The sequence below is a fragment of the Kribbella polygonati genome (genome assembly GCF_050320105.1).
Taxonomy (GTDB): Bacteria; Actinomycetota; Actinomycetes; order Propionibacteriales; family Kribbellaceae; genus Kribbella.
This window is the reverse complement of record NZ_CP190129.1, coordinates 6744376-6768112: the sequence shown is the minus strand read 5'-3', so window position 1 is coordinate 6768112 and position 23737 is coordinate 6744376. Positions and strand designations below refer to the sequence as shown.

Annotated in this window: 22 protein-coding genes; 10 read left to right on the top strand and 12 right to left on the bottom strand. The window is 69.1% G+C overall.

The window, feature by feature from the left end:
- Positions 1–1662: a potassium-transporting ATPase subunit KdpA gene (gene kdpA, locus ACQHIV_RS32245; RefSeq protein WP_427887649.1), complete on the bottom strand. Its 1662-nt coding sequence runs from the start codon at positions 1660–1662 to the stop codon at positions 1–3.
- Positions 1662–1751 carry a K(+)-transporting ATPase subunit F gene (gene kdpF / locus ACQHIV_RS32240; RefSeq protein ID WP_184839334.1) on the bottom strand — a complete coding sequence of 30 codons (90 nt, stop codon included), beginning with the start codon at positions 1749–1751 and terminating at the stop codon, positions 1662–1664. Before kdpF ends, kdpA begins: the two co-directional genes overlap by 1 nt.
- A 136-nt stretch (positions 1752–1887) precedes the next feature.
- On the opposite strand from kdpF, the gene ACQHIV_RS32235 reads away from it, so the two are divergent.
- Positions 1888–2511 (top strand): hypothetical protein, encoded by a 624-nt coding sequence (locus ACQHIV_RS32235; RefSeq protein ID WP_427887646.1) that lies wholly within the window; start codon positions 1888–1890, stop codon positions 2509–2511.
- Between the two features lie 68 nt (positions 2512–2579).
- On the opposite strand, the gene ACQHIV_RS32230 is transcribed toward ACQHIV_RS32235, so the two are convergent.
- Positions 2580–3386: a PhzF family phenazine biosynthesis protein gene (locus ACQHIV_RS32230; protein ID WP_427887644.1), complete on the bottom strand. Its 807-nt coding sequence runs from the start codon at positions 3384–3386 to the stop codon at positions 2580–2582.
- A gap of 125 nt (positions 3387–3511) precedes the next feature.
- On the opposite strand from ACQHIV_RS32230, the gene ACQHIV_RS32225 reads away from it, so the two are divergent.
- On the top strand, positions 3512–4585 hold the full coding sequence (locus ACQHIV_RS32225; RefSeq protein WP_427887643.1) for a TIGR03118 family protein: 1074 nt from the start codon (positions 3512–3514) through the stop codon (positions 4583–4585).
- A 62-nt stretch (positions 4586–4647) separates the two neighbouring features.
- Here ACQHIV_RS32225 and ACQHIV_RS32220 read toward each other — a convergent pair whose 3' ends face one another.
- From ACQHIV_RS32220 to ACQHIV_RS32210, 3 genes are all read right to left on the bottom strand, one after another.
- The gene (locus tag ACQHIV_RS32220) at positions 4648–5526 is read right to left on the bottom strand and encodes a GNAT family N-acetyltransferase (RefSeq protein ID WP_427887641.1); all 879 of its coding nucleotides are present in this window, start codon (positions 5524–5526) and stop codon (positions 4648–4650) included.
- Between the two features lie 9 nt (positions 5527–5535).
- Positions 5536–6222 (bottom strand): class I SAM-dependent methyltransferase, encoded by a 687-nt coding sequence (locus ACQHIV_RS32215; protein WP_427896606.1) that lies wholly within the window; start codon positions 6220–6222, stop codon positions 5536–5538.
- Positions 6223–6389: 167 nt separating this feature from the next.
- On the bottom strand, positions 6390–7256 hold the full coding sequence (locus tag ACQHIV_RS32210; RefSeq protein WP_427887639.1) for an alpha/beta fold hydrolase: 867 nt from the start codon (positions 7254–7256) through the stop codon (positions 6390–6392).
- Between the two features lie 78 nt (positions 7257–7334).
- Between ACQHIV_RS32210 and ACQHIV_RS32205 the strand changes: the two genes are divergently transcribed.
- Positions 7335–7949 (top strand): TetR/AcrR family transcriptional regulator, encoded by a 615-nt coding sequence (locus ACQHIV_RS32205; RefSeq protein WP_427887638.1) that lies wholly within the window; start codon positions 7335–7337, stop codon positions 7947–7949.
- Positions 7950–7952: 3 nt separating this feature from the next.
- Here the strand turns inward: ACQHIV_RS32205 and ACQHIV_RS32200 are convergent, their stop codons facing one another.
- Together ACQHIV_RS32200 and ACQHIV_RS32195 are read right to left on the bottom strand one after the other, a co-directional pair.
- Positions 7953–8513 (bottom strand): cysteine dioxygenase, encoded by a 561-nt coding sequence (locus ACQHIV_RS32200; protein ID WP_344194233.1) that lies wholly within the window; start codon positions 8511–8513, stop codon positions 7953–7955.
- Positions 8510–9406, bottom strand: a complete 897-nt coding sequence (locus ACQHIV_RS32195) for an amidohydrolase family protein (protein ID WP_427887637.1) — start codon at positions 9404–9406, stop codon at positions 8510–8512. Before ACQHIV_RS32195 ends, ACQHIV_RS32200 begins: the two co-directional genes overlap by 4 nt.
- Positions 9407–9522: 116 nt before the next feature.
- Here ACQHIV_RS32195 and ACQHIV_RS32190 point away from each other — a divergent pair, with 116 nt between their 5' ends.
- On the top strand, positions 9523–10530 hold the full coding sequence (locus ACQHIV_RS32190) for a LacI family DNA-binding transcriptional regulator (RefSeq protein WP_427887636.1): 1008 nt from the start codon (positions 9523–9525) through the stop codon (positions 10528–10530).
- 50 nt (positions 10531–10580) lie between these two features.
- Here the strand turns inward: ACQHIV_RS32190 and ACQHIV_RS32185 are convergent, their stop codons facing one another.
- Both ACQHIV_RS32185 and ACQHIV_RS32180 read right to left on the bottom strand, forming a co-directional pair.
- Positions 10581–11327 carry an SDR family NAD(P)-dependent oxidoreductase gene (locus tag ACQHIV_RS32185; protein ID WP_427887634.1) on the bottom strand — a complete coding sequence of 249 codons (747 nt, stop codon included), beginning with the start codon at positions 11325–11327 and terminating at the stop codon, positions 10581–10583.
- A gap of 155 nt (positions 11328–11482) precedes the next feature.
- Positions 11483–12328 carry an SDR family NAD(P)-dependent oxidoreductase gene (locus ACQHIV_RS32180; RefSeq protein WP_427887632.1) on the bottom strand — a complete coding sequence of 282 codons (846 nt, stop codon included), beginning with the start codon at positions 12326–12328 and terminating at the stop codon, positions 11483–11485.
- 106 nt (positions 12329–12434) lie between these two features.
- Between ACQHIV_RS32180 and ACQHIV_RS32175 the strand changes: the two genes are divergently transcribed.
- Positions 12435–12977 carry a helix-turn-helix transcriptional regulator gene (locus ACQHIV_RS32175; protein WP_427887630.1) on the top strand — a complete coding sequence of 181 codons (543 nt, stop codon included), beginning with the start codon at positions 12435–12437 and terminating at the stop codon, positions 12975–12977.
- 55 nt (positions 12978–13032) lie between these two features.
- Here ACQHIV_RS32175 and ACQHIV_RS32170 read toward each other — a convergent pair whose 3' ends face one another.
- Both ACQHIV_RS32170 and ACQHIV_RS32165 read right to left on the bottom strand, forming a co-directional pair.
- Positions 13033–15957, bottom strand: coding sequence for a M36 family metallopeptidase (locus ACQHIV_RS32170; protein ID WP_427887629.1), 2925 nt, complete (start codon positions 15955–15957; stop codon positions 13033–13035).
- A 201-nt stretch (positions 15958–16158) separates the two neighbouring features.
- Positions 16159–17373, bottom strand: a complete 1215-nt coding sequence (locus tag ACQHIV_RS32165) for a S53 family peptidase (protein WP_427887627.1) — start codon at positions 17371–17373, stop codon at positions 16159–16161.
- Between the two features lie 323 nt (positions 17374–17696).
- Here ACQHIV_RS32165 and ACQHIV_RS32160 point away from each other — a divergent pair, with 323 nt between their 5' ends.
- From ACQHIV_RS32160 to ACQHIV_RS32140, 5 genes are read left to right on the top strand one after another with little or no spacing between them, the layout of a single operon-like run.
- Entirely contained in the window at positions 17697–18992 is a 1296-nt protein-coding gene (locus ACQHIV_RS32160) for an ABC transporter substrate-binding protein (RefSeq protein WP_427887625.1), read from the top strand.
- A 20-nt stretch (positions 18993–19012) separates the two neighbouring features.
- A complete protein-coding gene (locus ACQHIV_RS32155; RefSeq protein ID WP_427887623.1) occupies positions 19013–19855 on the top strand; it encodes a carbohydrate ABC transporter permease in 843 nt (280 codons plus the stop codon).
- Entirely contained in the window at positions 19852–20664 is an 813-nt protein-coding gene (locus ACQHIV_RS32150; RefSeq protein WP_427887621.1) for a carbohydrate ABC transporter permease, read from the top strand. Before ACQHIV_RS32155 ends, ACQHIV_RS32150 begins: the two co-directional genes overlap by 4 nt.
- Entirely contained in the window at positions 20661–21290 is a 630-nt protein-coding gene (locus ACQHIV_RS32145) for a hypothetical protein (RefSeq protein ID WP_427887619.1), read from the top strand. Before ACQHIV_RS32150 ends, ACQHIV_RS32145 begins: the two co-directional genes overlap by 4 nt.
- Positions 21274–23736: a GH116 family glycosyl-hydrolase gene (locus ACQHIV_RS32140; RefSeq protein ID WP_427887617.1), complete on the top strand. Its 2463-nt coding sequence runs from the start codon at positions 21274–21276 to the stop codon at positions 23734–23736. The genes ACQHIV_RS32145 and ACQHIV_RS32140 overlap by 17 nt, the downstream gene beginning before the upstream one ends.
- Position 23737 lies beyond the last annotated feature (1 nt).

The window sequence follows — 23737 nt, the reverse complement described above, 5'->3', positions numbered from 1 at the left end:
TCACAGTCCCTCCGCGAGGGGTCCAAGGGTCAGGGCGGGGAAGTACGTCAGGCCGGTCACGATCACGACGGTGCCGACCAGCAGCGTCACGAACAGGGCCTTGTGGGTGGGCAGCGTGCCCTGGGTCACCGGTACCGGCTGCTGCTTCGCGAGCGAGCCGGCCAGCGCCAGGACGAACACGATCGGCACGAACCGGCCGAGCAGCATCGCGAGCCCGAGCGCCACGTTGTAGAAGTTCGTGTTCGCGCTCAGCCCGCCGAACGCGCTGCCGTTGTTGTTGGCCGCCGACGTGAACGCGTACAGCACCTCGGAGAAGCCGTGCGGGCTGCCGGTGTTGAAGATCGAGCCCCGGGCCGACGCCAGCCCCATCGCCAGCGACGTACCGACCAGCACGATCGTCGGCGTGGTGAGGATGTACAGCGCGACGAGCTTCATCTCGCGAGCGGTGATCTTCTTCCGCAGGTACTCCGGGGTCCGCCCGACCATCAGGCCGGCGACGAAGACCGCGAGTACGGCGAGGATCAGCATCCCGTACAGGCCCGATCCGGTACCGCCCGGCGTCACCTCGCCGAGCATCATGTGCACCAGCGGTACGCCGCCGCCGAGCGGCGTGAACGAGTCGTGCGCCGCGTTCACCGCGCCGGTCGACGTACCGGTGGTGGAGACCGCGAACAGCGTCGAGGCCCATTCGCCGAAGCGGGTCTCCTTGCCCTCCATCGCGGCGCCCGCGGCCCGGGTCGCCGTACCGGCGCCCTGGGTCTCGAACACCGTGGCGAGGACGACGAAGGCGGTCCAGATCGTGCCCATCACGCCGAGGATCGCGTAGCCCTGCCGCTTGTCCTTCAGCATCAGGCCGAACGTCCTGGTGAGGCACACCGGGATCACCAGCAGCAGGAAGATCTCGAACAGGTTCGACAGGCCGTTCGGGTTCTCGAACGGGTGCGCGGAGTTCGCGTTGTAGAACCCGCCGCCGTTCGTGCCGAGCTCCTTGATCACCTCCTGGCTAGCCACCGGCCCACCCGGGACGGTCTGCGCCTGGCCGACCACCGAGGTGACCTCGTGCCCGGCGGAGAAGTTCTGTACGACGCCCATCGCGACCAGCGCGAGCCCGCCGATCACCGCCATCGGGAGCAGGATCCGGAACAGCGTCCGGGTCAGGTCCACCCAGAAGTTGCCGACCCGCTCGGTCTTCGACCGGGTGAAGCCGCGGATCAGCGCGATCACCACGGTCATCCCGACGGCCGCGGACACGAAGTTCTGCACCGCGAGCCCGGCGAACTGGACCAGGTAGCCCATCGTCACCTCAGGCGAGTACGACTGCCAGTTCGTGTTCGCGACGAACGACGCCGCGGTGTTGAAGGCCAGGCCGGACGGTACGTTCGGCAGGCCGAGCGAGAGCGGCAGCCAGTGCTGCAGGCGCTGCATCAGGAACAGCAGCACCAGACTCGCCGCCGAGAACGCGATCAGCGCCCGGGCGTACACGCCCCAGGTCTGGTCGGCCTTGGCGTCGACGCCGAACAGCTTGTAGCCGGCGCGCTCGACACGCAGGTCGCGCTCGGACGTGTAAACACGAGCCATGTACCCGCCGAGCGGTCGGTAGACCGCCGCCAGGCACAGGATCAGGAAGCCGACCTGTAACAGGCCGGCCGAGGTGTCGGACATCAGAACCTCTCGGGAAAGATCAGGGCGGCGATCAGGTAGAGGACCAGCGCAGCAGCCACTACCAGGCCTGCGATGTTCTCGGCGTTCATGCCTCCACTGCACATCGCTGACTGCCTCGTCAGGAGGGTTCTCGCAGGTCTCTCACACCCGCCGACACAGCTCTCACAGGCTTCTCACATACTTACGGCTGGCATCTCCACCGACAGCGAAGGAAAGATTCCGCACGTGACTGAACTGGACACCCCCGCCACCGCCGAGCAGTTCTTCTCCGCGGAGTCCCGGGCCGCGCTGGCCGAGGCCAGCCGCAAACTCGCCGAGCGCCTCCAGGCGCACACCGACGCGCTGCTCGCGATGACCGGCGACGAGGACCACACCACCCTGTTCGAACACAACGCGGCCCTCGAAGGCGTCGTCGAGGACTGGAACGACGCCGTCTTCGAACACACCGGTACGACGGCCCTGCTGCTCGACGACTCCGTCGACGACGAGGACGACGAGGCGACCGAGCCGGACCAGCTGATCAGCGTGGTCTCCCGCTTCGACCTCCGCATCGTCGACCTCGACGAACTCCTCGAGGCCGGCCGCGCCGCCCAGGAACGCCACCCCGCCGAACTCGACGAGTCCGGCGACCGCGAGCCCGTCGACAGCGCCGAACAGGCCATCTACGAGATCAGCCGCGAGGTCGGCGAGGCCTGGTTCGACCTCCCCGGCACCGAACTCATCGCCGGCGCCCGCGCCTACGTGGTCCCCGAACCCCCCTTCGAACCCCTCGACGCCGACGCCGAAGACGTCATCACCGAACTCATCGCCCCCAACGGCACCGCCACCCACGCCGAAACCTGGGCCTGACAACCACGCCGAGGGACGGATCGGGTACACCCCCGCGTGCTCCGCAGCCGCTCGCGGGGGCTGGTACCTCAGACGTACAGCTCGCCGTCGAGGACGGTGATTGCTTGGCCCTTGAGGTGGACGCGGTCGCCGGACGGGACCACGTGTACGACGCCGCCGCGGGGGGATGCCTGGTAGCCGGTGAGGTGGGGTCGGCCGAGGCGGGTGGACCAGTAGGGGGCGAGGCTGGTGTGGGCGCTGCCGGTGACCGGGTCCTCGGGGATGCCGCTGCCTGGTGCGAAGAAGCGCGACACGAAGTCGTACTCCGAGCCCGCAGCGGTGACGATCACCCCGCGCAGCCGTCCGCGCTCGATGATGTCGGCCAGTACGTCGTAGTCCGGGACGACCGCCCGCACGGTCGCCTCGTCCCGCACGACGACGAGCAGGTCTCGCAGTTCGCCGGTCACGTAGGTCTCGAGCGGCTCGGTCTGGATCGCCGCCGCCAACCCGTCCGGCACAGGTGTGGCGACAGGCAGGTTGACCGGGAAGTCCAGCGTGATCCCGTCCTCCGCGACCGTCGCGGTCAGGATCCCGCTGAGGGTTGCGAACGAGACCTTCCCCGACACCTTCCCGTCCGCGGCCAGAGCGTGCGTGGTCGCGAGGGTCGCGTGACCACACAGCCGCTCCTCCAGCGTCGGCGTGAACCAGCGCAGGTCCCAGTCCGCGTCCGCCCGCTCGGACGGCCGGACGAAGGCGGTCTCCGCGTGGTTCAGCTCCGCGGCCACGCTCTGCATCCACGCCTCGTCCGGCCAGTCACCGGCCTCGAGCACGCAGACTCCGGCGGGATTTCCGGTGAAGGCTCGTTCGGCAAACGCATCGACAACACGGATCCTCATGCCCGAGACGCTATCCAGCGACGCCCGGCCGGACCAATATCCACTTCCGGTACGAGCGGCCTTGAACCAGGTGCCGCCGCGGGACGTATCGAGAGCGTCCACATCCCGATCTAGGGGGAAGTGTCATGTCCTTGCGCGCACTCGCAGTTGCGACCGCGTTCGCCGGCAGCCTTGCACTGGCCGTGCCCGCGACCGCCGACGCGACCGGTCCGTCGCACCAGCTCGCCGTACGGCAGGTCAATCTCGTCTCCGACCAAGCCGGCAAAGCCGTACTCCAGGACCCCGACCTGGTGAACCCGTGGGGTCTCTCGCTCGGCGCCACCACCCCGTTGTGGGTGTCCAACAACGGTACGTCGACGTCGACGCTGTACTCGTCCGCGCCGGGCTCGGGCACGATCGCGAAGTTGCCGGTCGAGCCGAGGGTGCCGTCGCCGACCGGGCAGGTGAACAACCCGGGCACCGGGTTCGTGCTCAGCAACGGCACCACCAGCGCACCGGCCAACTTCATCTTCGCCGGGGAGGACGGCCAGATCGCGGCCTGGAGCCGGCTGGTCGATCTGCCGACCGGCCCGGCCGAGATCAAGGCCACGACGCCGGGCGCGAAGTACAAGGGCCTCGCGCTGGCCGGGAACCAGTTGTACGCCGCCAACTTCACGCAGCACCGGATCGACGTGTTCGACAGTTCGTTCATGCCGGTGAAGCTGCCGGCGTGGGCGTTCCGCGACCGGCACGTGCCGGCGTCGTACGGTCCGTTCAACGTGCAGGCGCTGGACGGCCGGATCTTCGTCTCGTACGCGAAGGTGAACGCGATGACCGGTGACGAGATCGACGGCCGCGGGCGCGGGTTCGTCGACGAGTACAGCACCGACGGCCGGCTGATCACCCGGGTCGCGACGCGCGGCTCGCTGAACGCTCCGTGGGGTATGGCGATGGCCCCGGCCGGCTGGGGTGCTCCGGCCGGAACCCTGCTGGTCGGCAATTTCGGCGACGGCCGGATCAACATCCTGGTCCCGAAGTCCCGGCACCGCTTCGAGCCCGCCGGCCAGGTCCGCGACACGACCGGCAAGCCACTGGCGATCGACGGCCTCTGGGCACTCCTGCAGGGCACGCAAACCACGGGCGGCACCGACGTCCTGTGGTTCTCCGCCGGCACCGACGGCGAATCCCACGGCCTCCTAGGCCAACTCCAACACCCCTAAATCCAAGTTGGGGAGGATTTCGTGCCCATCCGGGAAGAAATCCTCCCCAACCCGGGCCAGGTTCAGGGCGTCAGGGGCTTTTGGAACCAGTGGTGGGCGTAGGGCTCCTCGTTGAAGGGTGCGACCTCCTGGTAGCCGGAGGTGCGGTAGAGCGCGATCGCCTCGGTGAGGGTCCGGTTGGTTTCCAGCCGTACGGCGGGGGCGCCGTGCGCGGCGGCGGCGTGTTCGAGCTCGGTCAGCAGCCGGCGACCGAGGCCCAGCCCGCGGGCCTCCGGTGAAACCCACATGCGTTTGATCTCGGCCGGCTCCGGGCCGTGCAACTTGAGCGCACCGCAGCCGGCCGGCTCCGACCGCAACGTTGCCACCAGCAACAATCCGGCCGGCGGCGTCAGCTCGTCGTTGTCCGCCGAGATGCTCCGGCCGCGGTCGAACCCGTCGTCGAACCGCCGTCCGAGTTCGGCGAAGTACTCGGTCAGGCAGTACTGCGCGACCGGCAGCCGCGGGTCGACCACCTCGACCCTCACCATCGAGGCCGTCAGCAGGCGGGTGACCTCGTCCATCGCGGCCACCAGCCGCTCCTGCTGCGCCGGGCTCAACGGCTCCAGGATCGACGCGGCCAGCTCGTCCGACCGCTCGTCGAGCACCTTCCACTCAGCCGCACCCGCCGCGGTCAGCCGGGCCATCCGTACCCGGGCGTCCGTCGCGCCGGGCTCGACCCGCACCAGCCCGGCGCGCTCGAGCGAGCGCAGCAACCGGCTCAGGTATCCGGAGTCGAGGTCGAGACGAGCGCGCAGCGACCGGACATCGCAGCCGTCCGCGCCGATCTCCCACAGGACCCGGTCCGCGCCGAGCGGCCGTCCGCGCGCCAGGTAGTCCTCCTGCAACGCGCCGACGCGCTGCGTCACCAAGCGATTGAACCGCCGCACCTCGACGACACCCATTCTCTGACCTTAGTCAGAGATCTTCTGTCGCGCCAGCGCCTGGATTGCTCGCAGCCGGCCGTCGGCCAGCGCCTCGGTGAGGTGCTGGACGCGTTCGCGGAAGCCGGGGACGAACGCCTGCAGGCCGAGCGGACTCGGCGGCAGTGACCGCATGATCGCTCCGACCTGCTCGGTCAGGTCCTCCCAGTGCTCGACGGTGAGGCCGGCCGCCTCGACCGCCGCGCGCAGGCCGGCGGGCGTACTCAGATGGCTGTGTACGGCGGAATCGGCCCACGGCAGCGGGTAGTCGAGGTCCCGCCCGTCGCCGACCACCAGATCCCAGAGCGCGAGCCGCCCGCCGGGCTTCAGGACCCGCGCCGCCTCCCGGTACAGGGCGTCCTTGTCCGCCACGTTCATCTGGACGTGCTGGCTGAACACGACGTCGTACGACGCGTCGCCGAACGGAAGGGCCGTCACATCGGCCCGCTGTACGTCGACCCGGAGGCCGACGAGGCCGTTGAGCCACTTCGCGGTCTCGCAGTACTCGTCCGACAGGTCGACGGCGGTCACGTCGCACCCGAAACGGTCGGCGACGTAGCGCGACGTACCGCCGATGCCCGCACCCGCGTCGAGGACCGAGCTGTCCGGCGTCAGCCCGGCCAGGTCCACGAGTTGGGCGGTCGCGAGCCGCCCACCGGTGTGGTAGTCCTCCAGCATCGCCAGCTCCGCCGGCTTCAGCCCGTCGAGGTCTTTGCCCGCAGCAACGAGTGCCTTCGCGATGTCCTGCTGGACGGTTCCGGTCCGGTAGGGGACGTGACCCACACCGTGCCGCGCCGCGATCTCGGCGATCGCGGAAGCCAGCAGGTCCGGATGTTCGGCGGTGGTCAGGTGACCGCCTGGGAACGTGATGACCTGCGCCTCAGGAACACGTTCGCGGGTCGCATCGATCTGCCGGTGCTCGTACGGGTCCTCGGAACTGCCGCCGACGTACAACGGGATCGATCCGTCCAGCGAACGGGCGATCGCCGCGAAGTCCCAGCGGTCCGCGTTCCGGCGGTGTTCCCGCACGAAACCGGCGCCGTCGTGGAGGAACCGCGCGCGTCCCGGCGGGTCAGCGCGGACCACAACTCGGTCAGCTCGGCGTCCGTCGGCCGGTAGTCGCGGGCGTACATCCGCGCCTGCTGCCAGCCCTTCACGAACGGCACCACCGATCGCTGGATCCCCCGCGCGCCGAGCACACCGAGCGGCGACCGCAGCATCGGCGTGCCCTGCCAAGGGTGCGTGTGCGCGTCGGCATACAGCCCGCCGTTGACGATGAAGACCGCCTCGATCGTCGGCTCCAGGTCCCGCCGGAGCAGTTCCAGCAGCGCCAGCGAGCTGTAGTCGAACGTGACCACGACGGTACGGCGTACCCCGTGGTGCCGCCACAACGCCTCGACGAGATCGGCGCGCCCGGCCGTCGAGTGTGGGTAGTGCCGCGGCTTGTCAGAATCGCCCTGCCCGATCGGCTCGACGTACAACCGCGGTCCGAGGCTCTCCGGCAGCAGGTGGTCCACCTGCGCCCAGCCGTACGACCCGTCCGGGAAGCCCGGCAGCATCGTCAGCCACACGGCGTCGGCGCCGGCCGCCGGCGTCGCCCGTTCGAAGACCTTGAGTACGCCGGCGTCGCCCGTCCGCGCGTGCTCCGGGTCGTACCCGATCCGTCGGCCGCCGGCGAACCACTCGTCGGCGGTGACCCACACCGTTCCCATCGAACCCTCCCGATTTAGTGGACAGTGTCCACATTACGTCGGAAAAGTGGACACTGTCCACCTTGTTATCCTGAGCCGGTGAGCGAACCGGCGGAGGCACCGCGGCGACGGCGGGCGCGGGGCGACGTACGGGCCGGGCTGGTCGCTGCCGGGATCGAACTGGCGCGAGCCGGCGGGCCGGAGGCCGTCGTACTGCGGGAGGCGACCCGGAGCGTCGGCGTCGTGCCGAACGCGGCGTACCGGCACTTCGCCGACCGCGACGAGTTGCTCGCCGAGGTGTGCGCGGCGGCGATGAACGAGCTGGCCGAGCGGATGGTCGCGGGGATCGCGCGGGTCCGCGGCAAGCGCGGGAACCCGGACGCGGCGCAGCGACGGCTGGCCGCGATCGGGGCGGCGTACCTGGAGTTCGCGCACCAGGAGCCCGGGCTGTTCGCGACCGCGTTCGCGGTCCCGCGGCAGCACGCCTACCCGGGGGTGGACCGCACTCCGCTGGGGCTGCTCCGGGACGCGCTCGACGAACTGGTGGAGGCCGGGGTGCTCGACCCGCACCGCCGTCCGGGCATCGAGTACCCGATCTGGTCGATCGTGCACGGTACGGCGGTGCTGACCACGCAGGGGCCGCTGCGCGGCGACCCGGACGTGGCGAAGATCGGGGCGCTGACCGCGGACTTCATCGGCAGCGCCCTGAGCTGAACGTCAGTCGATCGGGCGGAGTTCGTCGGCGTACGAGACCGAGACGCGGCGGAGTACGCCGTCCTTCACCGAGTACTGCCCCATCCGCCACAGCGGCGGGCTGTACGCGTGGACGGTGACGCTGCCCTTGTCGAGGCCGGTCAGCCGGTGGATGTGGTCCGGGCCGAAGCCGTACACGTCACCCGCCTCCACCTCGGTCTCGATCGCGTCGGTGCCGATCGCCAGGTTGTGCTCGACGAGCTTGCCCCGGGCAACGGCCACCGCGCCGGAGGAGACGTCGTGGTCGTGCCAGCCGGTGTCGTTGACCGGCGTCCAGCAGATCAGCCAGACGTCGACGTTGGCGTCCCGGTGCAGCGACGCGAAGACCCGCTCCTCGTCGCTGTAGGCGACCTGGTCCTCCCAGAGGTGCGGCTGCGCGGCGATCGACGCGGCGAGCTCGGACAGCTCCGCGGGCGTCAGGTCGCGGCCCGGAAGGTCGTCCAGCGACAGACAGTTGTTGAGCTCCACGAGCCGGGTGGCCTGGCGCGCCGGAACGTCGGGTACGTCGATGGGCTGGGCAGTCACTGCACTCCCCTCTCAGGAGTAGTCGCACCGAAGAGCAGGCGGTGCGGGTTGTCGTGGCGGATCACCGCGGTCGCGGCGGCGCCCTGGCGGAGGTCGGTGATGCCGGCGTACGGCCGGTCCGTGCCGTGCACGACCTGGTCGATACCGAGCACCCGCGCGACCGCGTCGATCCCCTGCGGGCCGTAGCTCGAGGTGTCGACGTACAGGTTGGGGTCGATGGTGCCGAGGCGGCCGCCGCGGGCGGTCAGCCGTTCGTGGTGCACCGGGGCGAGGCCGGCGGCGGCGGCGAAACAGAGCCGGAGCTTCGGGTGCGTACGACGTCCGCCGTACGCGTGCCACGCCCACCACGCCGCCTGCAGCTGGGTCGTGTAGTCGACGACCGGCGCCCACCAGCAGGCGGTCTCGGCCGCGGTGGCCGTACCGGGGTGGACGAGGATCGGCTTCCCCAGTCGCTCAACCACACGCAACAGGCTCGCCTGCGCCTCCCAGGCTGACGGCGCACCGAGCACGTGCGCCGGCAGCTGGACACCCAGAAAGCCCTTGTCCAAAAGACTTTCCAGTCCGGCAAGGTCCGGTTCTCGCAGGTCCACAGATGCCCACGCACGGAACGGTTCCGGGAAGTCGGCCGCCCCGTCGTGCCACGCGGCGAGCAGTTCGGCGTCACCGAGCTCCTCCACCCCGAGCGGGCTCGACAGCGACACGGCCGCCAGCGTCGTACCGGCATCCTGCTCGATCGCGACCCGCTTGCCGATCTCGTGCGCCGCCGGATCCACGTCGTACGGCGCCTCGGTCGCGGTGTGCAGCGTCCAGCCGTCCAGGTACGGCGGCTCGCGGCGCGCTCGCAGCCGGTCCACGAAAGTCTCCGGCCAGAGGTGCTGGTGAACGTCGATCATCAGCCTCTCCTCTCGCCGGTTTGATCAGATTGAAGCGCTTCAGGATGAATAGAGTGAAGCGCTTCAAAGGTGCGCCTGTCAAGTTTCTGTCCATGCCGGCGGCTAGGGTCATGGACATGTCCGGAACGAGCCGGAGGCCGACCCTCAAGGACATCGCCGCCGAGACCGGTCTCTCGATGGCCGCCGTGTCGTACGCGCTGCGCGGTCTGCACGGCACCCCCGAGACCCGGCAGCGGGTCCAGGACGCCGCCGAGCGGCTCGGCTACCAGGCCGATCCGGTCGCCCGCGCGCTCGCGTCCGGCCGCAGCGGCTCGATCGGCGTGCTCTGCGCGTCGCTCGAGGACCTCTGGCAGCAGCGCGTCGCCGCCGCCCTCGGCCGCGAGCTCCTGGCCCCCGACCGGAACGCCTGGATCATCGACTCGGCCGGCGACGCCGACCGGCAGCTCGAGCTCGCCCAGCACCTGGTCGACCACCGCGCGGACGCGATCGTGGTGGTGCCGATCGACCCGGCCGCGAAGGCCTGGGCCGAGATCGCCCGGCAGGTGCCGGTGATCGCGATCGGCGACGCGCTGCCCGGCGCGAAGGCGAAGTCCGAGGTGATCCTCGACAACGAGACCGGCGTCAGTACGGCGCTGCGCCGGCTCGCCGACGCCGGCCACCGCGACATCGCCGTACTGAGCCCGACCCGGCGACTCGAGGTGGAGCGCCCCGCCGAGGAGATCGCGCAGCGGGTGGCGAAGGACCTCGGCCTGCGGATCCGGCTGCTGCAGTGCCCGCACGACCTGGCCGGCGCGACCGAGGTCGCCCGCACGCTGCTCACCGGCCCCGGGCGCCCGACCGGCATCCTCGCGCTCGCGGACTCGATGGCCTTCGGGGTGTACGCCGCGAGCCGCGAGCTCGGGCTGTGCATCCCGGACGACCTGTCGCTGCTCGGGTACGACGACCAGCCGATGTCGCAGCTGCTGACGCCGCCGCTGTCGACGTTCCACTGGCCGCTCGACGACCTGGTCGGCCACGTCGTCGCGCGGGTCACCTCCGCGGTCGACACGAACCGCCGCGTCCGCCGGACCACACTGACGCCGACCCTGATCGAGCGCGGCTCGGTCGCGGGCCCGCCCCGCTAGCCGCCGCTCGACCGGATCCATGCGATCGAAACTAGACTAATTCACTACACTTACAGCCCATTGTCCAGGATCCGGACGGCGGCCAGATCCTCGGTCGCGGCCCAGACCCGGCGGGCGAGGTCCACGTCGTACGAGATCGGCGACGAGCGGACCTGCTCGAAGCGGTCGTAGTACCCGGTCGGGGGCTCGGCACCGACGGCCAGCCGGACGATCGGCTCGGCGCCCTTGCGGGCAGGCAGCGCGAACGCGGTGACCGCCGCGACCTGCAACCGCGGGAACTGGCGGCCGAGGTCCGTCCGTACGACGCCCGGATGGAGGGCGACCACGTGCCAGTCCGGGCGGCGGCGCTGGAGTTCGTACGTGAACAGCAGGTTGGCGAGCTTCGTCCTGCTGTACGTCAGGAACGGGTCGAACTGCTCCGGGCCGTCCATCAGCCGCTTTGGATCGATCCGCACCGTCCCGCCGCGCATCGGCGACCGATGCCCCGCGGAGTTCACGTTCACGATCCGCCCACCGGCCGGGATCAGCTCCCCGAGCGCCGCCACCGTCCGCCACGGCGCGAGGTGATGCACCGCCAGATTCAGCTCGACACCTTCGGAGGTCTGCTGGTACGTCGGCGTCATCACGCCGGCGTTGTTGATCAGTACGTCGACCCGCCCATCGACCGCGGCCGCCGTACGCTCGACACCGGCCCGCACGGAGACGTCCGCCGCCACGACCTTTGCCCCCGGCAACCGTTTCGCCAAGTCGGCGGCCCGCCCCCGGATCGCGCCCCACCAGCACCAGCCGATGCCCACCGTCGGCGAGCTGCTCGGCCACCCGCCGCCCTATCCCCGAGGTCGCCCCCACCAACACCACCGTACTCACCCCGCCACCTCCCGCCGAGTCGTGGCAGTTGGTCGGCGCCCGGTCCGTCGAGTCGTGGATCGTGGTCCGATTTCGCCGCCGATACTCACGACTCGGCGACCTTTACTCCGCCCAGACCGGTGGCGGTGGTGAGGAGTTTGTCTCGGAGGGGGGCGGGCAGGTTGGGGAGGACTGCGCCGAAGGTGCGGGCTTCGGCGATCGCGTAGCGGCGGCGGGGGTGGCGGGCTTCGACGGCCTGGACGATGACCTCGGCGACCTTGCCGACCGGGCCCGGTTTGAAGCGGCTCATGGCCTTCTCGTACGCCGCCAGGTGTCCGCGGTAGAGGTCGACGCGCGAATCGTCGACCCGTTCCAGTGCGGCGGCCGCGGCGACGCCGGCGCGGGTGAAGATCTCGGTCTCGGTCGTACCGGGCTCGATCACCACGACGGGGATCTTCCACGGCGCCAACTCCAGGCGGAGCGCGTTCGACAACGCCTCGAGGCCGGCCTTGCTCGCGGACAGTGCACCGAGCAGCGGCATCGCCACCCGCCCGGTCGCCGCGCTGACGTTCACGATCCGCCCAGGGGAGCCGGCTGCCGTCCCCGCGCGTAGGAGCGGCAGGAATTCGCGGATCACCGACGCCGGGCCGAGCGTGTTCACCTCCAGCTGTCGCCGCCACTCGTCGGCGGGTACCAGTTCGAGCGGGCCTTGCACGATCACGCCGGCGTTGTTGATCACCGCCGCCAGCACCTCGACCTCGCCCGCGATCCGTTTCGCCGCCGCCGCGACGCTCTCCGGATCGGCGACGTCGAGCGGTACGACGCGGACGTCCGGCCCGAAGTCCGCCGGTCCGCGCGCCCCGGCGTACACCGTGAATCCGCGCCGCCGCAGCTGTCCGACCGTCGCCGTACCGATGCCGCCGGTCGAACCCGTGACGAGCACAGCCTTCATATCGACTCCTTTGAGATGTTCTCTAGGACATGTCCCTAGGGACATATTCGAGCATGCACATGTCCGTGGGGACATGTCAAGATGGCGGTCAGCAAAGGAGGCAGGGATGTCACTGCGGCACGGACTGCTCGGGCTGCTCGCGGAGGGGCCGGCCAGTGGGTACGACCTGGCTCGCCGGTTCACCGAGGTGCTCGGGTCGATCTGGCCGGCGCAGCACCCGAAGATCTACGCCGAGCTGAACAAGCTGGCCGGCGAGGGACTGGTCGAGGTCGAGAGCGAGGGGCCGCGGCGCCGGAAGGCGTACCGGATCACCGACGCCGGCGTCGCCGAGGTGAAACGCTGGCTGACCGAGGTCGACGTCGACCACACGATGCGGCTGCAGCCGCTGCTGCGCTCGCTGTTCTTCTGGATGATGGACCGCGACGAGCTCCAGCAGCACCTGGAGGCCGAGGCCCGGTACTACCGCGACCTCGCCGGGCAGTACACCGACTACGCCGCCCGCAAGGACCGCGGCGAGTTCGGCTACAGCGAGCAGACCCAGTCGATGCGGGTCACGATCGAGGCCGGCATCCGGGTCTACACCGCCCTCGCCGACTGGGCCGACTGGGCCCAGACCGTCCCGCCGGCGAAACCGCCGAAGCACTCCTGAAACGCCGGAAGGCCGGCCGAGCGGGATGCTCGGCCGGCCTTCGCGGGAGGGGGTGCTACTTGGTGCCGAAGACCTGGATCTCGGTCATGTCGGTGAACTTGCAGCCGCCGAACGCGCCGTTCGGGCAGTTGTTCTGGAAGTCCGGGACCTGCGGGCTGAGCATCCAGAAGCGGACGTACTGGACGCCGGTCGCGTTGCCGGTCGGGGCGACCAGGTTGTACTTGCCCCGGTTGGTGGCGTCGAAGGTACCCTGCGCCGCCGTCGCCCAGGTGGTGCCGTCGGCCGAGGTCTCGATCTTGTACTGGCCGGTCGACGAACTGCCCGGGTCGCCGCAGGTGTTCGACGGGTCGACGTTGAAGTCGCTGATGTTGACCTTCGCCGGCAGCTTGATGTCGATGTGCTTGGCGATCATCGTGTTCGTCGCCGTGCCGTTGTCGTCACCGGTGGTGCTGCCCCAGCCGGTGCCCTGCGCGTTGTCGATCGCTCCGGTAGGGCCGCAGCCGGAGGAGCTGAAGTCCGGACCGTTGAAGCCGGCGATCGTGCCGCCGCCGGACGAGGCCGCCCAGTTGCGGCGCGGCGTGAAGGCTGCCTTGACACCCGGGGTGACCTTGACCGACTGGACGATCAGCTCGTAACCCGGAGCCGAGACGACGACCTTCGGGTACGTGCCCGGCGCCACACCGGTGATGCTGTAGTTGCCCTGGGCATCGGTCGCCGCGGCGTAGTCGCCGGCGTAGCCGGACGAGTGACCGCCGATGTAGACCAGCGCGCCGGCCACCGGAGCGCCGGTGTCCTTGTCCTTCACGGTGCCGCTGAGCGTCGTGGTGGCGCCTGTCGGCGGCTTGTGGAAGTCCTCCGCCGGGTAGGCGTCGCCGCCGTCGACGACACCGGCGTACCAGCCCATGCCGCGGTTGGCGAACACGGTCCAGATGGTGTCGGCGTTCTTGCCGCCGCTCTGCACCAGGTCGGCCTGGACGATCGCGTTGCGCATGTCGAGCATCGTCGGGTCGGCCGGCGACAGCTCCATCGCGCGGGTGATGATGCTCATCGCGTACGCGCGGCCGAAGCGCTCACGCAGGTCCCAGAGGGTCTGCGCCCACACCTCGCCGGAGGCGTGCACCTCGGGCGAACCGCCGATGGTCGGGAAGTCGGCGTACGTGTAACCGCCCTTCGAGCCGTCGGGCTGGATGCAGTTCGGGCTGACCGCGTGCACCCGGCAGTCGATGGCCTGGGTCCGGAACAGGTCGCCGTGCGCGACGTACCTGCCCTCGAGGACCTCACCCGGCTTGGTGGTGTCCTTCTCCAGGCCGTGCGAGACCAGGTAGTCCATCGCGTAGAAGTCGCTCCACGCCTCGCCCATCGAGCCGGCCTGGATGCTGTTCAGCGTCGAGTTGCCGGTGGCGTCGACGACCAGACGGTTCGACAGGCCGTGGGTGTACTCGTGGTACAGGATGCTGGCGTCGTTCGCACCGCTGGACGGGACCCACGGGTCCTGGGCGTCGGTGGCGCCCGGCGAGTGCCACAGGTACATCTGCATGGTCGGCGAGGTGCCGTCCGGCGGGGTCGACATGTTCGCGTTGTCGATGTGGTTCGCGTCCGGGCCGCCGTCGGCACCGGTGGCCGCGCCGTCCAGCGCGTTCAGGTGCACCGGGTCGCCGCCCGCGGCGTCGAACGAGCCGGCCGCCGGGGTGAAGCTGATCGGCGGCTTGGCCAGCCAGTCGTGGAAGTTGCTGGCCAGGTAGAACGCGTTGGTGACGTCCTGGTTCATGTTCACCTTCCAGGAGTCCGGCTTCGCCGGGTCCCAGGTGCAGATGAACGAGGCCGAGCAGAACGACGACGCGTTCTGGAAGGTGGTCAGCTTGTACTCGGCGCCGGTCTTGGTGCCGGGCACCTTGACCGTCTCGCCGGCGTTCGGCTGGTTGTCGTCGTTGACGTCCGCCCAGGCCGCGACCGACGTACCGTCGAGGAGGGTCTTCGCGTTCTTCGGCAGCCACTTGTTGTAGATCAGGTTCTCGACCCGCTGGGTGCCGCCGACCGGCGCGCCCGGGTAGTAGTCCTGGACCAGGGCGTCGCCGTTGCCCTCGCTGACCAGGTCCTTGCGGTACAGCGTGGCACCGGTCTGGGCGTCGACGACGTGGCTGTAGATGTTCTTGCCACCGGAGTTGGTGTAGGTCATCCAGCCCTTGCGGAGCCCGTCGGCGGTGTGGAACCAGACCGGCTTGGCGGTGTCGCCGTTGCTCCAGGTGGTGTCGGCGCCCGCCGTCTTGGCGGTCGCGGTCTTCGCGGTGCCGCCGACGTCCTGGATGGCGGCGCTGCGGGCGCCCGCGGCGGTGACCTTCGGCGCGGCCGCGGCGGACCGGGTCTGCGCGGCGGTGGTCAGGCCGGAGACCGGCGAGCCCATCACCGAGATCAGCTGGCCGTTCTTGGTGACGTTGGCCTTCAGGCCGTTGCCGAAGACCTCGACACCGTCGACGACCTGCGTCCAGAAGATGTGGTGGGTGCCGAGGTCGTCGACGTAGTCCTTGCGCAGCTGCAGCGTGCCGAGGTCGGCGTCGGACAGCTTGAAGACCTCGGGGTGCGCCTTCACGTAGCCGAGCGCGATGTCGGTGGCCTTCTTGCCGCTCTTGCCGGTCAGGAAGCCGTTCAGCTTGGTGACCTGGGCCGGGGTGCCGGTGTTCGGGTCGACCGAGACGACGCCCTGGGCACCGAGCGACTCACTGAACTTCTTCGCCGCCGCGGTCTCCTTGCCCTCGACCTGGGCGGCCCGGGCGTAGGTGGTCTTGGCGTTCGGCGTCCGGGCGTCGAAGTTGCCCTTCCGCTCCTTGCCGGCGGCCTGCTTCTCGGCCTGTGCCGGCTTCTTGCCTTCGGCACCGGAATTCTGCGCGGCGTCCGCGCCACCGGCGGTCATGGCCAGCGCGATGGCGGCCGCGGAGACGGCTGAGACTGCCAGGAGCCCCCGCCCTCTGCGTGATGTGGTCACAGCAAATCTCCATGGAGTTCGAATCAGCGGGTCGCCCTCCACGACCCGTCCCGGGGGCTGACCTTAAGCCTGTGGGGGCGTCCGGGGAAGAGAAATCACCGGATTGCCGCGGAGTTGAGGGTTGTCCTTCGTGGTGGGAACAGTACTGGGAGCAACCGGGGGATTGCACGTAGCAATCGCCCGGTCGCTCCCAGTGTTCGATCAGAAGGCGCCGGCGCCGTTCGGCGTACCGAGGCCGGTCGGGCCGTCCCAGCCGGTGCGCGCGTTGCACCACTGGGTCGTCGGGCAGCTGCCGTTGCTGCCACTGGTCACGTCGAACAGCGAGCTCGCGTGACCGTACGGCAGCGCGTTCGCGTAGCCGGTGGTGTTGCCGGACAGCGCGTACACGGCGGCGATGATCGGCGCCGCCTCACTCGTCCCGCCGAACTGCGCCCAGGTCGACGCGGTCCTGCTGGTCGGGTAGTAGATCGCCATCCCGCCCTTGCCCGGGTCGGCCGCCGCGGACACGTCCGCCATCGCCCGCTTCGAGCAGCCGGTGTCGAACGACGACGCCGCGCTCAGCGCCGTGTTGTACGTCGAGCAGCCCGAGCCGGCACCGCTCCACACGGACTCGCTCCAGCCCCGGGAGTTGCTCGCGGCAACCAACGACGTACCGCCGACGGCCGTCGTGTACGACGAGGACGCCGGGTAGCTGCCGCCCTGGTAACCGTTGTCACCGGTGGACGCGGTGACCGCGATGCCCGGGTGGTTGTAGTACGCGCCGTACGTCGCGTCGTCCGCGTCGCCGCCGCCGTAACTGTTGGAGATGGCAACGACCCCGGGCTGCTTGGCGGCCGTCTGCACCGCCGCGCCGAGGTCCGCGAAGCTCGCGGACTTGGCCTGGACGACGATGATCTTCGCGTCCGGCGCCGCGGCCGAGACCGCGTCCACGTCGAGCGCCTGCTCGCCGGCCCAGCCGGCGTTGAACTTCGGCAGCGACGTACCGCCGTTCTGGTCGATCACCTTCAGGCAGCCGTTGGCCGTCGTACACGCCGACAGCCCGAACTGCGAGCGGTAGACGCCGAGGTCGCGCTCCAGGCTCGGGTAGCCGTACGCGTCGACGATGGCGACCGTACGCCCGTTCGCCTTCAGGCCCGTGAGCTTGTAGGCGTCCTGCAGGCCGGACGGGGTCAGGCCCGTCGACGGTGGGGTGCTGGAACGGGGTGCGGCGCCCTTGGCGTCCACCAATTTGACCGCGTCACAGACCGCCGTATGGGCCGCTGTCGTCGCCGAGCAGACCTTCGCTGCATGCTTCCCGGCGGTGTACGGCGTGGGCGCTGCTCCGGTTTGTGCTGATGCACTCGCCATCGCCGCGGTCGCTCCGACCACAGCCAGCGCACCCGCGCTCAGGGCGGAGACGAGAATCCGTTGCCTCAACTGGACTCCTCGAGGTTGGGCAGGCCTCCGCGGACGGTCCCGATCGGCCAGAGGGCGGAGGCCGGCTTGATTTGGGGGTCTTCGCATCGTCCGTCCGGCGCCACCGCGGTGGCCAGCGGTTGGACCACTGACATCCGTCATGGGTGGCACCGTGACAAATGTCCCGGCCAGACCGGAATTGCCGCGTGATCACGCGGTCACCAGCAGTTCTTGGAGCGGTGAAGGATTCCCCCTGAGTTTCCTGGCGCCCGAGTCTTGACACCGTTTCGGCGGCCGGGACTATGCTGCCGAGAAATCGATTTCCCGTCCAGAGAGGTCCACCGATGGATCAGCGATCGCTCAGCCGTCGACGGTTTCTGCAGACCACCGGCGGGACGGCATTAGCGGCCGCGCTCGCCGGGTGCGGCGGCGGTGGGAGCGGCGGCGGGTCGTCGTCCAAGGAACTGTCGTTCGTCTACATGGGGACGGCGGAGCAGCAGGCGACCTGGAACAAGCTGTTCGCGAAGTTCACCGAGCAGCACCCGGAGATCAAGCTCAAGGCCGAGGGCATCCCGCTGTCGAACTGGGGCGACTTCTTCAACAAGCTGTCCACCCGGATCGCCGGCGGCCAGGTACCGGACGTCATCCAGATCGCCACCGAGGGCCAGCGGCTGTTCGCGTCCAAGGGCCTGCTCGCGCCGCTCGACGACTACATCAAGAAGGACCAGTCGACGATCGACGAGTACTACGCCGACATGGACCCGAACCTGATCGAATGGGACAAGAAGTACGCGTCCACCGACGGCAAGACGTACTACCTGCCGGGCGAGTTCAACACGATGTGCATGTGGTACTCGAAGGACCTGTTCGCGAAGGCCGGCGTACCGGCACCGACGCCGAAGTGGACCTGGGACGACTTCCGGCACGCGTGCGAGCAGATCAAGGCCAAGACCGGTGCGTTCGGGTACGCGGCCGACTCGGCATACTTCGCCGCGATCATGCCGTGGCTGCTCACGAACGGCACCAGCAGCTTCACCGAGGACTGGTCGAAGCCGACGTACAACGATCCCAAGGCGGTCGAGGCGGCCGAGTTCAACCGGAAGCTGGTCGCGGACAAGCTGTCGCCGCCGCCCGGCGGCACGTTCGACGCGTTCACGGCCGCGGCGCAGGGCAAGCTGGCGATGTTCGGCGGCGGGCGCTGGCCGATCATCAGCATCCGGAACCTGAAGGCCACCCAGAAGATGGGCATCGTGCCGTGGCCGACGAAGGTCCGGCAGGGCTCGCCGGTCGGCTGGAACGGGTACCCGATCCTGAAGGCGTCGAAGAAGAAGGACGACGCCTGGACGTTCATCAAGTTCCTGATCTCGAAGGAAGGCTCGTCGACGTTCGCGCAGCTCGGCGGCACGATCGTCCCGGCCCGCAAGTCGATCGCGAACAGCCAGTCGTTCCTCGAGGACGCGCCCTCCGGTACGCAGTACCTGTACGAGGCGCTCGGCTACGCGACGCCGATCCCGTCGCCGGACAAGGGCGCCGCGATCCAGAAGGCGATCGAGGACGGCTGGAAGCAGGTCCTGACCGGCAACGCCGCGCCGGCCGACGCGCTCGGGAAGGCGCAGACGACGCTGGAGGGGTTGGTCTGAAACCGCAACGCCGGGACTGGTTGCCGGGCTACCTCTTCATCAGTCCGGCCGTCCTGCTCTTCCTCGTCTTCGTCGCCCTGCCGCTGCTCGCGGCGTTCGGGCTGAGCCTGTTCCACTGGGACCTGCTGAGTACGCCGGAGTTCGCCGGGCTGGACAACTTCAAGCAGCTGGTGAGTGACGGTACGACGATCCGCGCGGTGGTCAACACGTTCGTGTTCGCGCTGGCGTCGGTGGTCACGCACATCGGGCTCGGGATGCTGCTCGCGCTCGGCGTCCACCGGACGATGACCCGCGGCACGAAGTACTTCGTCCGGACGGCGTACTTCTTCCCGTTCCTGGTGTCGTGGGCCGCGGTCGCGCTGATCTGGAAGTACGTGCTGGATCCGACGTTCGGGATCGCGGCGTACTACCTGCACACGACGACCAACTGGCTGGCGTCGCCGACCTGGGCGTTGCCCACGCTGATCGTGGTCGACTGGTGGCACACGATCGGGTACACGTTCATCATCCTGCTCGCCGGGCTGCAGACCGTGCCGGCGCAGCTGCACGAAGCCGCGCGGGTGGACGGCGCGAACGCGTGGTGGCGGTTCTGGAGCGTGACGCTGCCGGTGATGTCGCCGACGATCTTCTTCGCGACCGTGATCACGTTCATCGGCGCGTTCCAGATCTTCGACCCGATGGTGATCATGACCCAGGGCGGCCCGGACGGCGCGACCCGGAGCATCGTGCAGTACACGTACGAGAAGGGCTTCCAGTCGTTCGAGGTCGGGTACGCCGCGGCGCTGTCGCTGGTGCTGTTCGTGGTGATCATGGTCGTCACCGGCCTGCAGTTCCGCCTGTCGCGCCGGTGGGTGCACCAGTGAAGGGCAAGCTGCTCGACCTCGTGCTGGTGCTCGGCGGGCTGGTGATGATCGCCCCGCTGGTGTGGCTGATCGTGAACGCGCTGTCGGAGCCGATCAACGCGTTCCAGTTGCCGCCGCGGTGGATCCCGAACCCGCCGACGTTGCAGAACTTCCAGCAGGTACCGGGGCTGATCCCGTTCGCCCGGATGGCGTGGAACAGTCTGCAGATCGCCGTGCTCACGACGGCCGGGGCGTTGCTCACGAGCGCGCTGGCGGCGTACGCGTTCAACCGGCTGCGGTTCCCAGGGCGGGACCAGATCTTCTCGGTGCTGCTCGCGGCGCTGGTGGTGCCGGTGCAGCTGACCGTCGTACCGATCTTCATCATGATGCGGTGGCTGCACCTCGTGGACACCACGGTGGCGATCTGGTTGCCGGCGCTGGTGAACGTGTTCGGGATCTTCTTCCTGCGGCAGTACATCTCGTCGATCCCGCGGGAGCTCGACGAGGCCGCGATCATGGACGGCGCCGGGCATTTCTGGATCCTGTTCCGGGTGATCCTGCCGCTCGCGCGGCCCGGGTTGACCGCGCTCGGGATCTTCGTGTTCGAGGCGTCGTGGAACAACTTCTTCTGGCCGTACATCTTCCTGTCGTCGCCGGAGAAGATGACGCTGCCGGTGGGGCTGGTGTCGTTGCAGGGCTCAGTCGGCGGCGGTCCGGCCGTCGTACTGTTCGCGGCGATCACGCTGGTGGTGCTGCCGATCCTGGTCCTGTTCCTGATCTTCCAGCGCTCGTTCATCGCGTCGATCGCCACCACCGGGTTGCGCGCATGACCTACCTCCCGGCCGCCTTCAAGGCGCTCTGGCACGAACTCCCCGTCCTCGCCACCTCCGGGATACTGCTCTGCGCAGCGTCAGCCCTCGTCGTTTTCCTCAGTCCAGGGCTATCACCGGTTGCTGCTCTACTTGGTGCATTCGTCGTCTCTCCCGTCTGGGCTGGTGTTGTCGCGACCACGGATGCAGTCGTACGAGAGGATCGCGGTGGTGTCCCAGCACTGTTCAGGAACATCAGGAGGCATGCACTGGCTGGAGTGGGGGTTGGGTTGGTGCCGGGGGTTGTGGTGGCTGTGGGGTTGTTGAACTGGGAGCTGTACTCCGGGCCTGTGTTCCTGGTGCCGTTGGCTGTTAGCGGGTGTGCAAGCGTGCTCCTGGTACTCGCCTCCTGTTACGCCTTCAGCCTGCGGGTGACTGCTGAGCTGAGGGGCAAGCGGTTGTGGTTCACCGCGCTCCACCTGGTAGCCCGTGCCCCGCTGGTGCCTCTCGGCGTACTGGCGCTTGCGTTTGTCGCACTACTGCTCGGTACGTCGGTTACCGCTTCACTGTTACTGCTCGCCCCAGGACCTGTTGCGTTGTTCGCCTCTGCTGGTACATGGACGGAGAAGCATGCACTACACCGGTGACACCCTTCGACACTTCGCACTGCCGCTGGGAGGTCTCGGCACCGGCACTGTGGCGCTGGCCGGCAACGGTGCGCTGCGCCAGTGGCAGCTGCACAACCTGGGCAACCACGAGGGCCACGTACCGAACAGCTTCTTCGCCCTGCGCCTGTCCCGCGTGGAACCGCCGCTGGACGAGGTACGCCTGCTCCAAGGACCGCCTGCCACACCGTCCAACACCCCGTTGGTCACGGACGACGTAGTACCTGTCGGCGAGCAGCACCTGTACGACGTCATCGAGCCGATCGGTCCGACCAAGGTGACTGCCACGTACCCCCAGGCACGTGTGGAGTACGAGACCGAGCTACCTGTCGAGGTGGCGCTGGACGTGTTCAACCCGTTGGTGCCGGGTGATGCCGACGCAAGTTCGCAGCCGGTAGTGGGGTTCACGTTCACGCTGCACAACCCTGGTCCCATCCCGGTCCACGGCAAGCTCGCCGGCGCCCTTCAGAACGCGGTCGGCTGGGACGGCGTCTCCCCCGTCGACGGCACCTCCTGCAGCCTGTACGGCGGCAACACCAACCGCGTCCGCCAGGCCAACGGCTGGACCTCCCTGGTGCTCGAGAACGGCGACCTGCCCCTCGACCATCCCGGTGCTGGGCAAACGGTGCTTGCTGCTCACGGCAAAGCGTTCGTCCATCCGCAATGGACCCGACCCGAAGAATTCGTTGCCTTCCTCAACGGTCCGGTCACTCCCGCGAGCGGCGCCAGCGCACCTGGGACCACCTGGAACGGCGGCCTGGCGGTCCCGTTCCACCTGGAGCCAGGTGAGAGCAAGCAGTTCCGGTTCCTGATCGCCTGGCACTTCCCGAACCGATATGTCGACTTCAACCAGTTCGGCCCGCACCCGGAGTACGGCCACAGCCGCTTCTGGCTCGGCAACGCGTACACCCGCCGTACGCCGGACGCCGTCGCCGCGGCCGACCACTTCATCGCCCACTGGGACGAGCTGCAGGACCTCACCACCACCTGGACCGAGGCCTTCGACAACAGCACGCTCCCCGGCGAAGCTGGCGCGCGACTCGCGGCCCTGGCAGCCGACGTACGCAGCCCAACCGTCTTCCAAACCGCCCAGGGCGACGTCCTCGGCTTCGAAGGCGTCCTAGGCGCGTCCACCGTCATGTGGGGCGGCCGGTACGGCGGGTCGTGCCCGCTCAACTGCACCCACGTCTGGAACTACGAGCAGACCCTGTCGCGCCTCTTCCCGTCCCTCGAGCAGAACATGCGGGACACGGAGTACGACGTGATGCAGGCGCCCGAGGGCTACCTCCCGCACCGCGTCCGCGCCCCGCTGTACATGAAGCAGCTCTGGGACGTGGTCATCGGCGGACCGGAGGAGCCCGCTCTCGACGGCATGCTCGGCAACGTCCTCAAGACGTACCGCGAGGTGCGCCAGGGCGCCGGCCTCGACTGGCTCCGCCACCGCTGGCCGAACGTCGTACGTCTGCTCGACCACATCCACGGCAAGTGGCTGCGCGACGGCGTACTGCGGGGAATCCAGCCCAGCACCCACGACATCGACCTGTGCGGCGTCAACTCGTTCATGGGCACGCTCTGGCTGGCCGCGCTGCGTGCCGCCGAGGAGATGGCGCTCCTGCTGGGCGAGGACCCGAAGCAGTACCGCACGCTCTTCGAGACCGGCAGCACGGCGTACGACGAGCTCCTGTTCACCGGTGAGTACTACCGGCAGATCCTGGACCCGGACGAGACCCGTGACTTCCAGTGGGGCGACGGCTGCCTGGCCGACCAGCTGATCGGCCAGTGGTGGGCACACCAGCTCGACCTCGGCTACCTGCTCCCCGAGGACCACGTGCGTACGGCGCTGCGCAACGTCGTCCGGCACAACCTCCGCACCGGCTTCCACGACTTCGAGCACCCGTACCGCGTCTTCGCGGACGAGGACGACACCGGCCTGCTGATGTGCACCTGGCCGCACGGCGGGCGCCCCGACGTACCCACCCGGTACTGCGACGAGGTGTGGACCGGCTCGGAGTACCAGGTCGCCGCGCATTGCCTGTACGAAGGCCTCACCGACGAGGGCATGTCGATCCTGCACGGCATGTGGGCGCGGTACGACGGCACCCGGCGTAACCCGTTCAACCCGATCGAGTGCGGCGACCACTACATCCGCAACGCCGCCGGCTGGTCCGTCCTGGAAGCCCTGACCGGCTACCGCTACAACGCGATCACCAAGACCATCACCTTCGCCCCGCTGGACCTGGCCCGCGCAGAGGGAGGCTGGCGATTCCCCTTCACCACCAACACCGGCTGGGGAATCGCCACGTACTCCTCAGGCACTCTCACGCTCACCTGCGAGTCCGGTCACCTCGACCTGCAAACGGTCAGTGTCGACGGCACGACGTACGCCATCGACAACCCGGGCAGCCCGCTAGTGATCTCAACGACCTGAG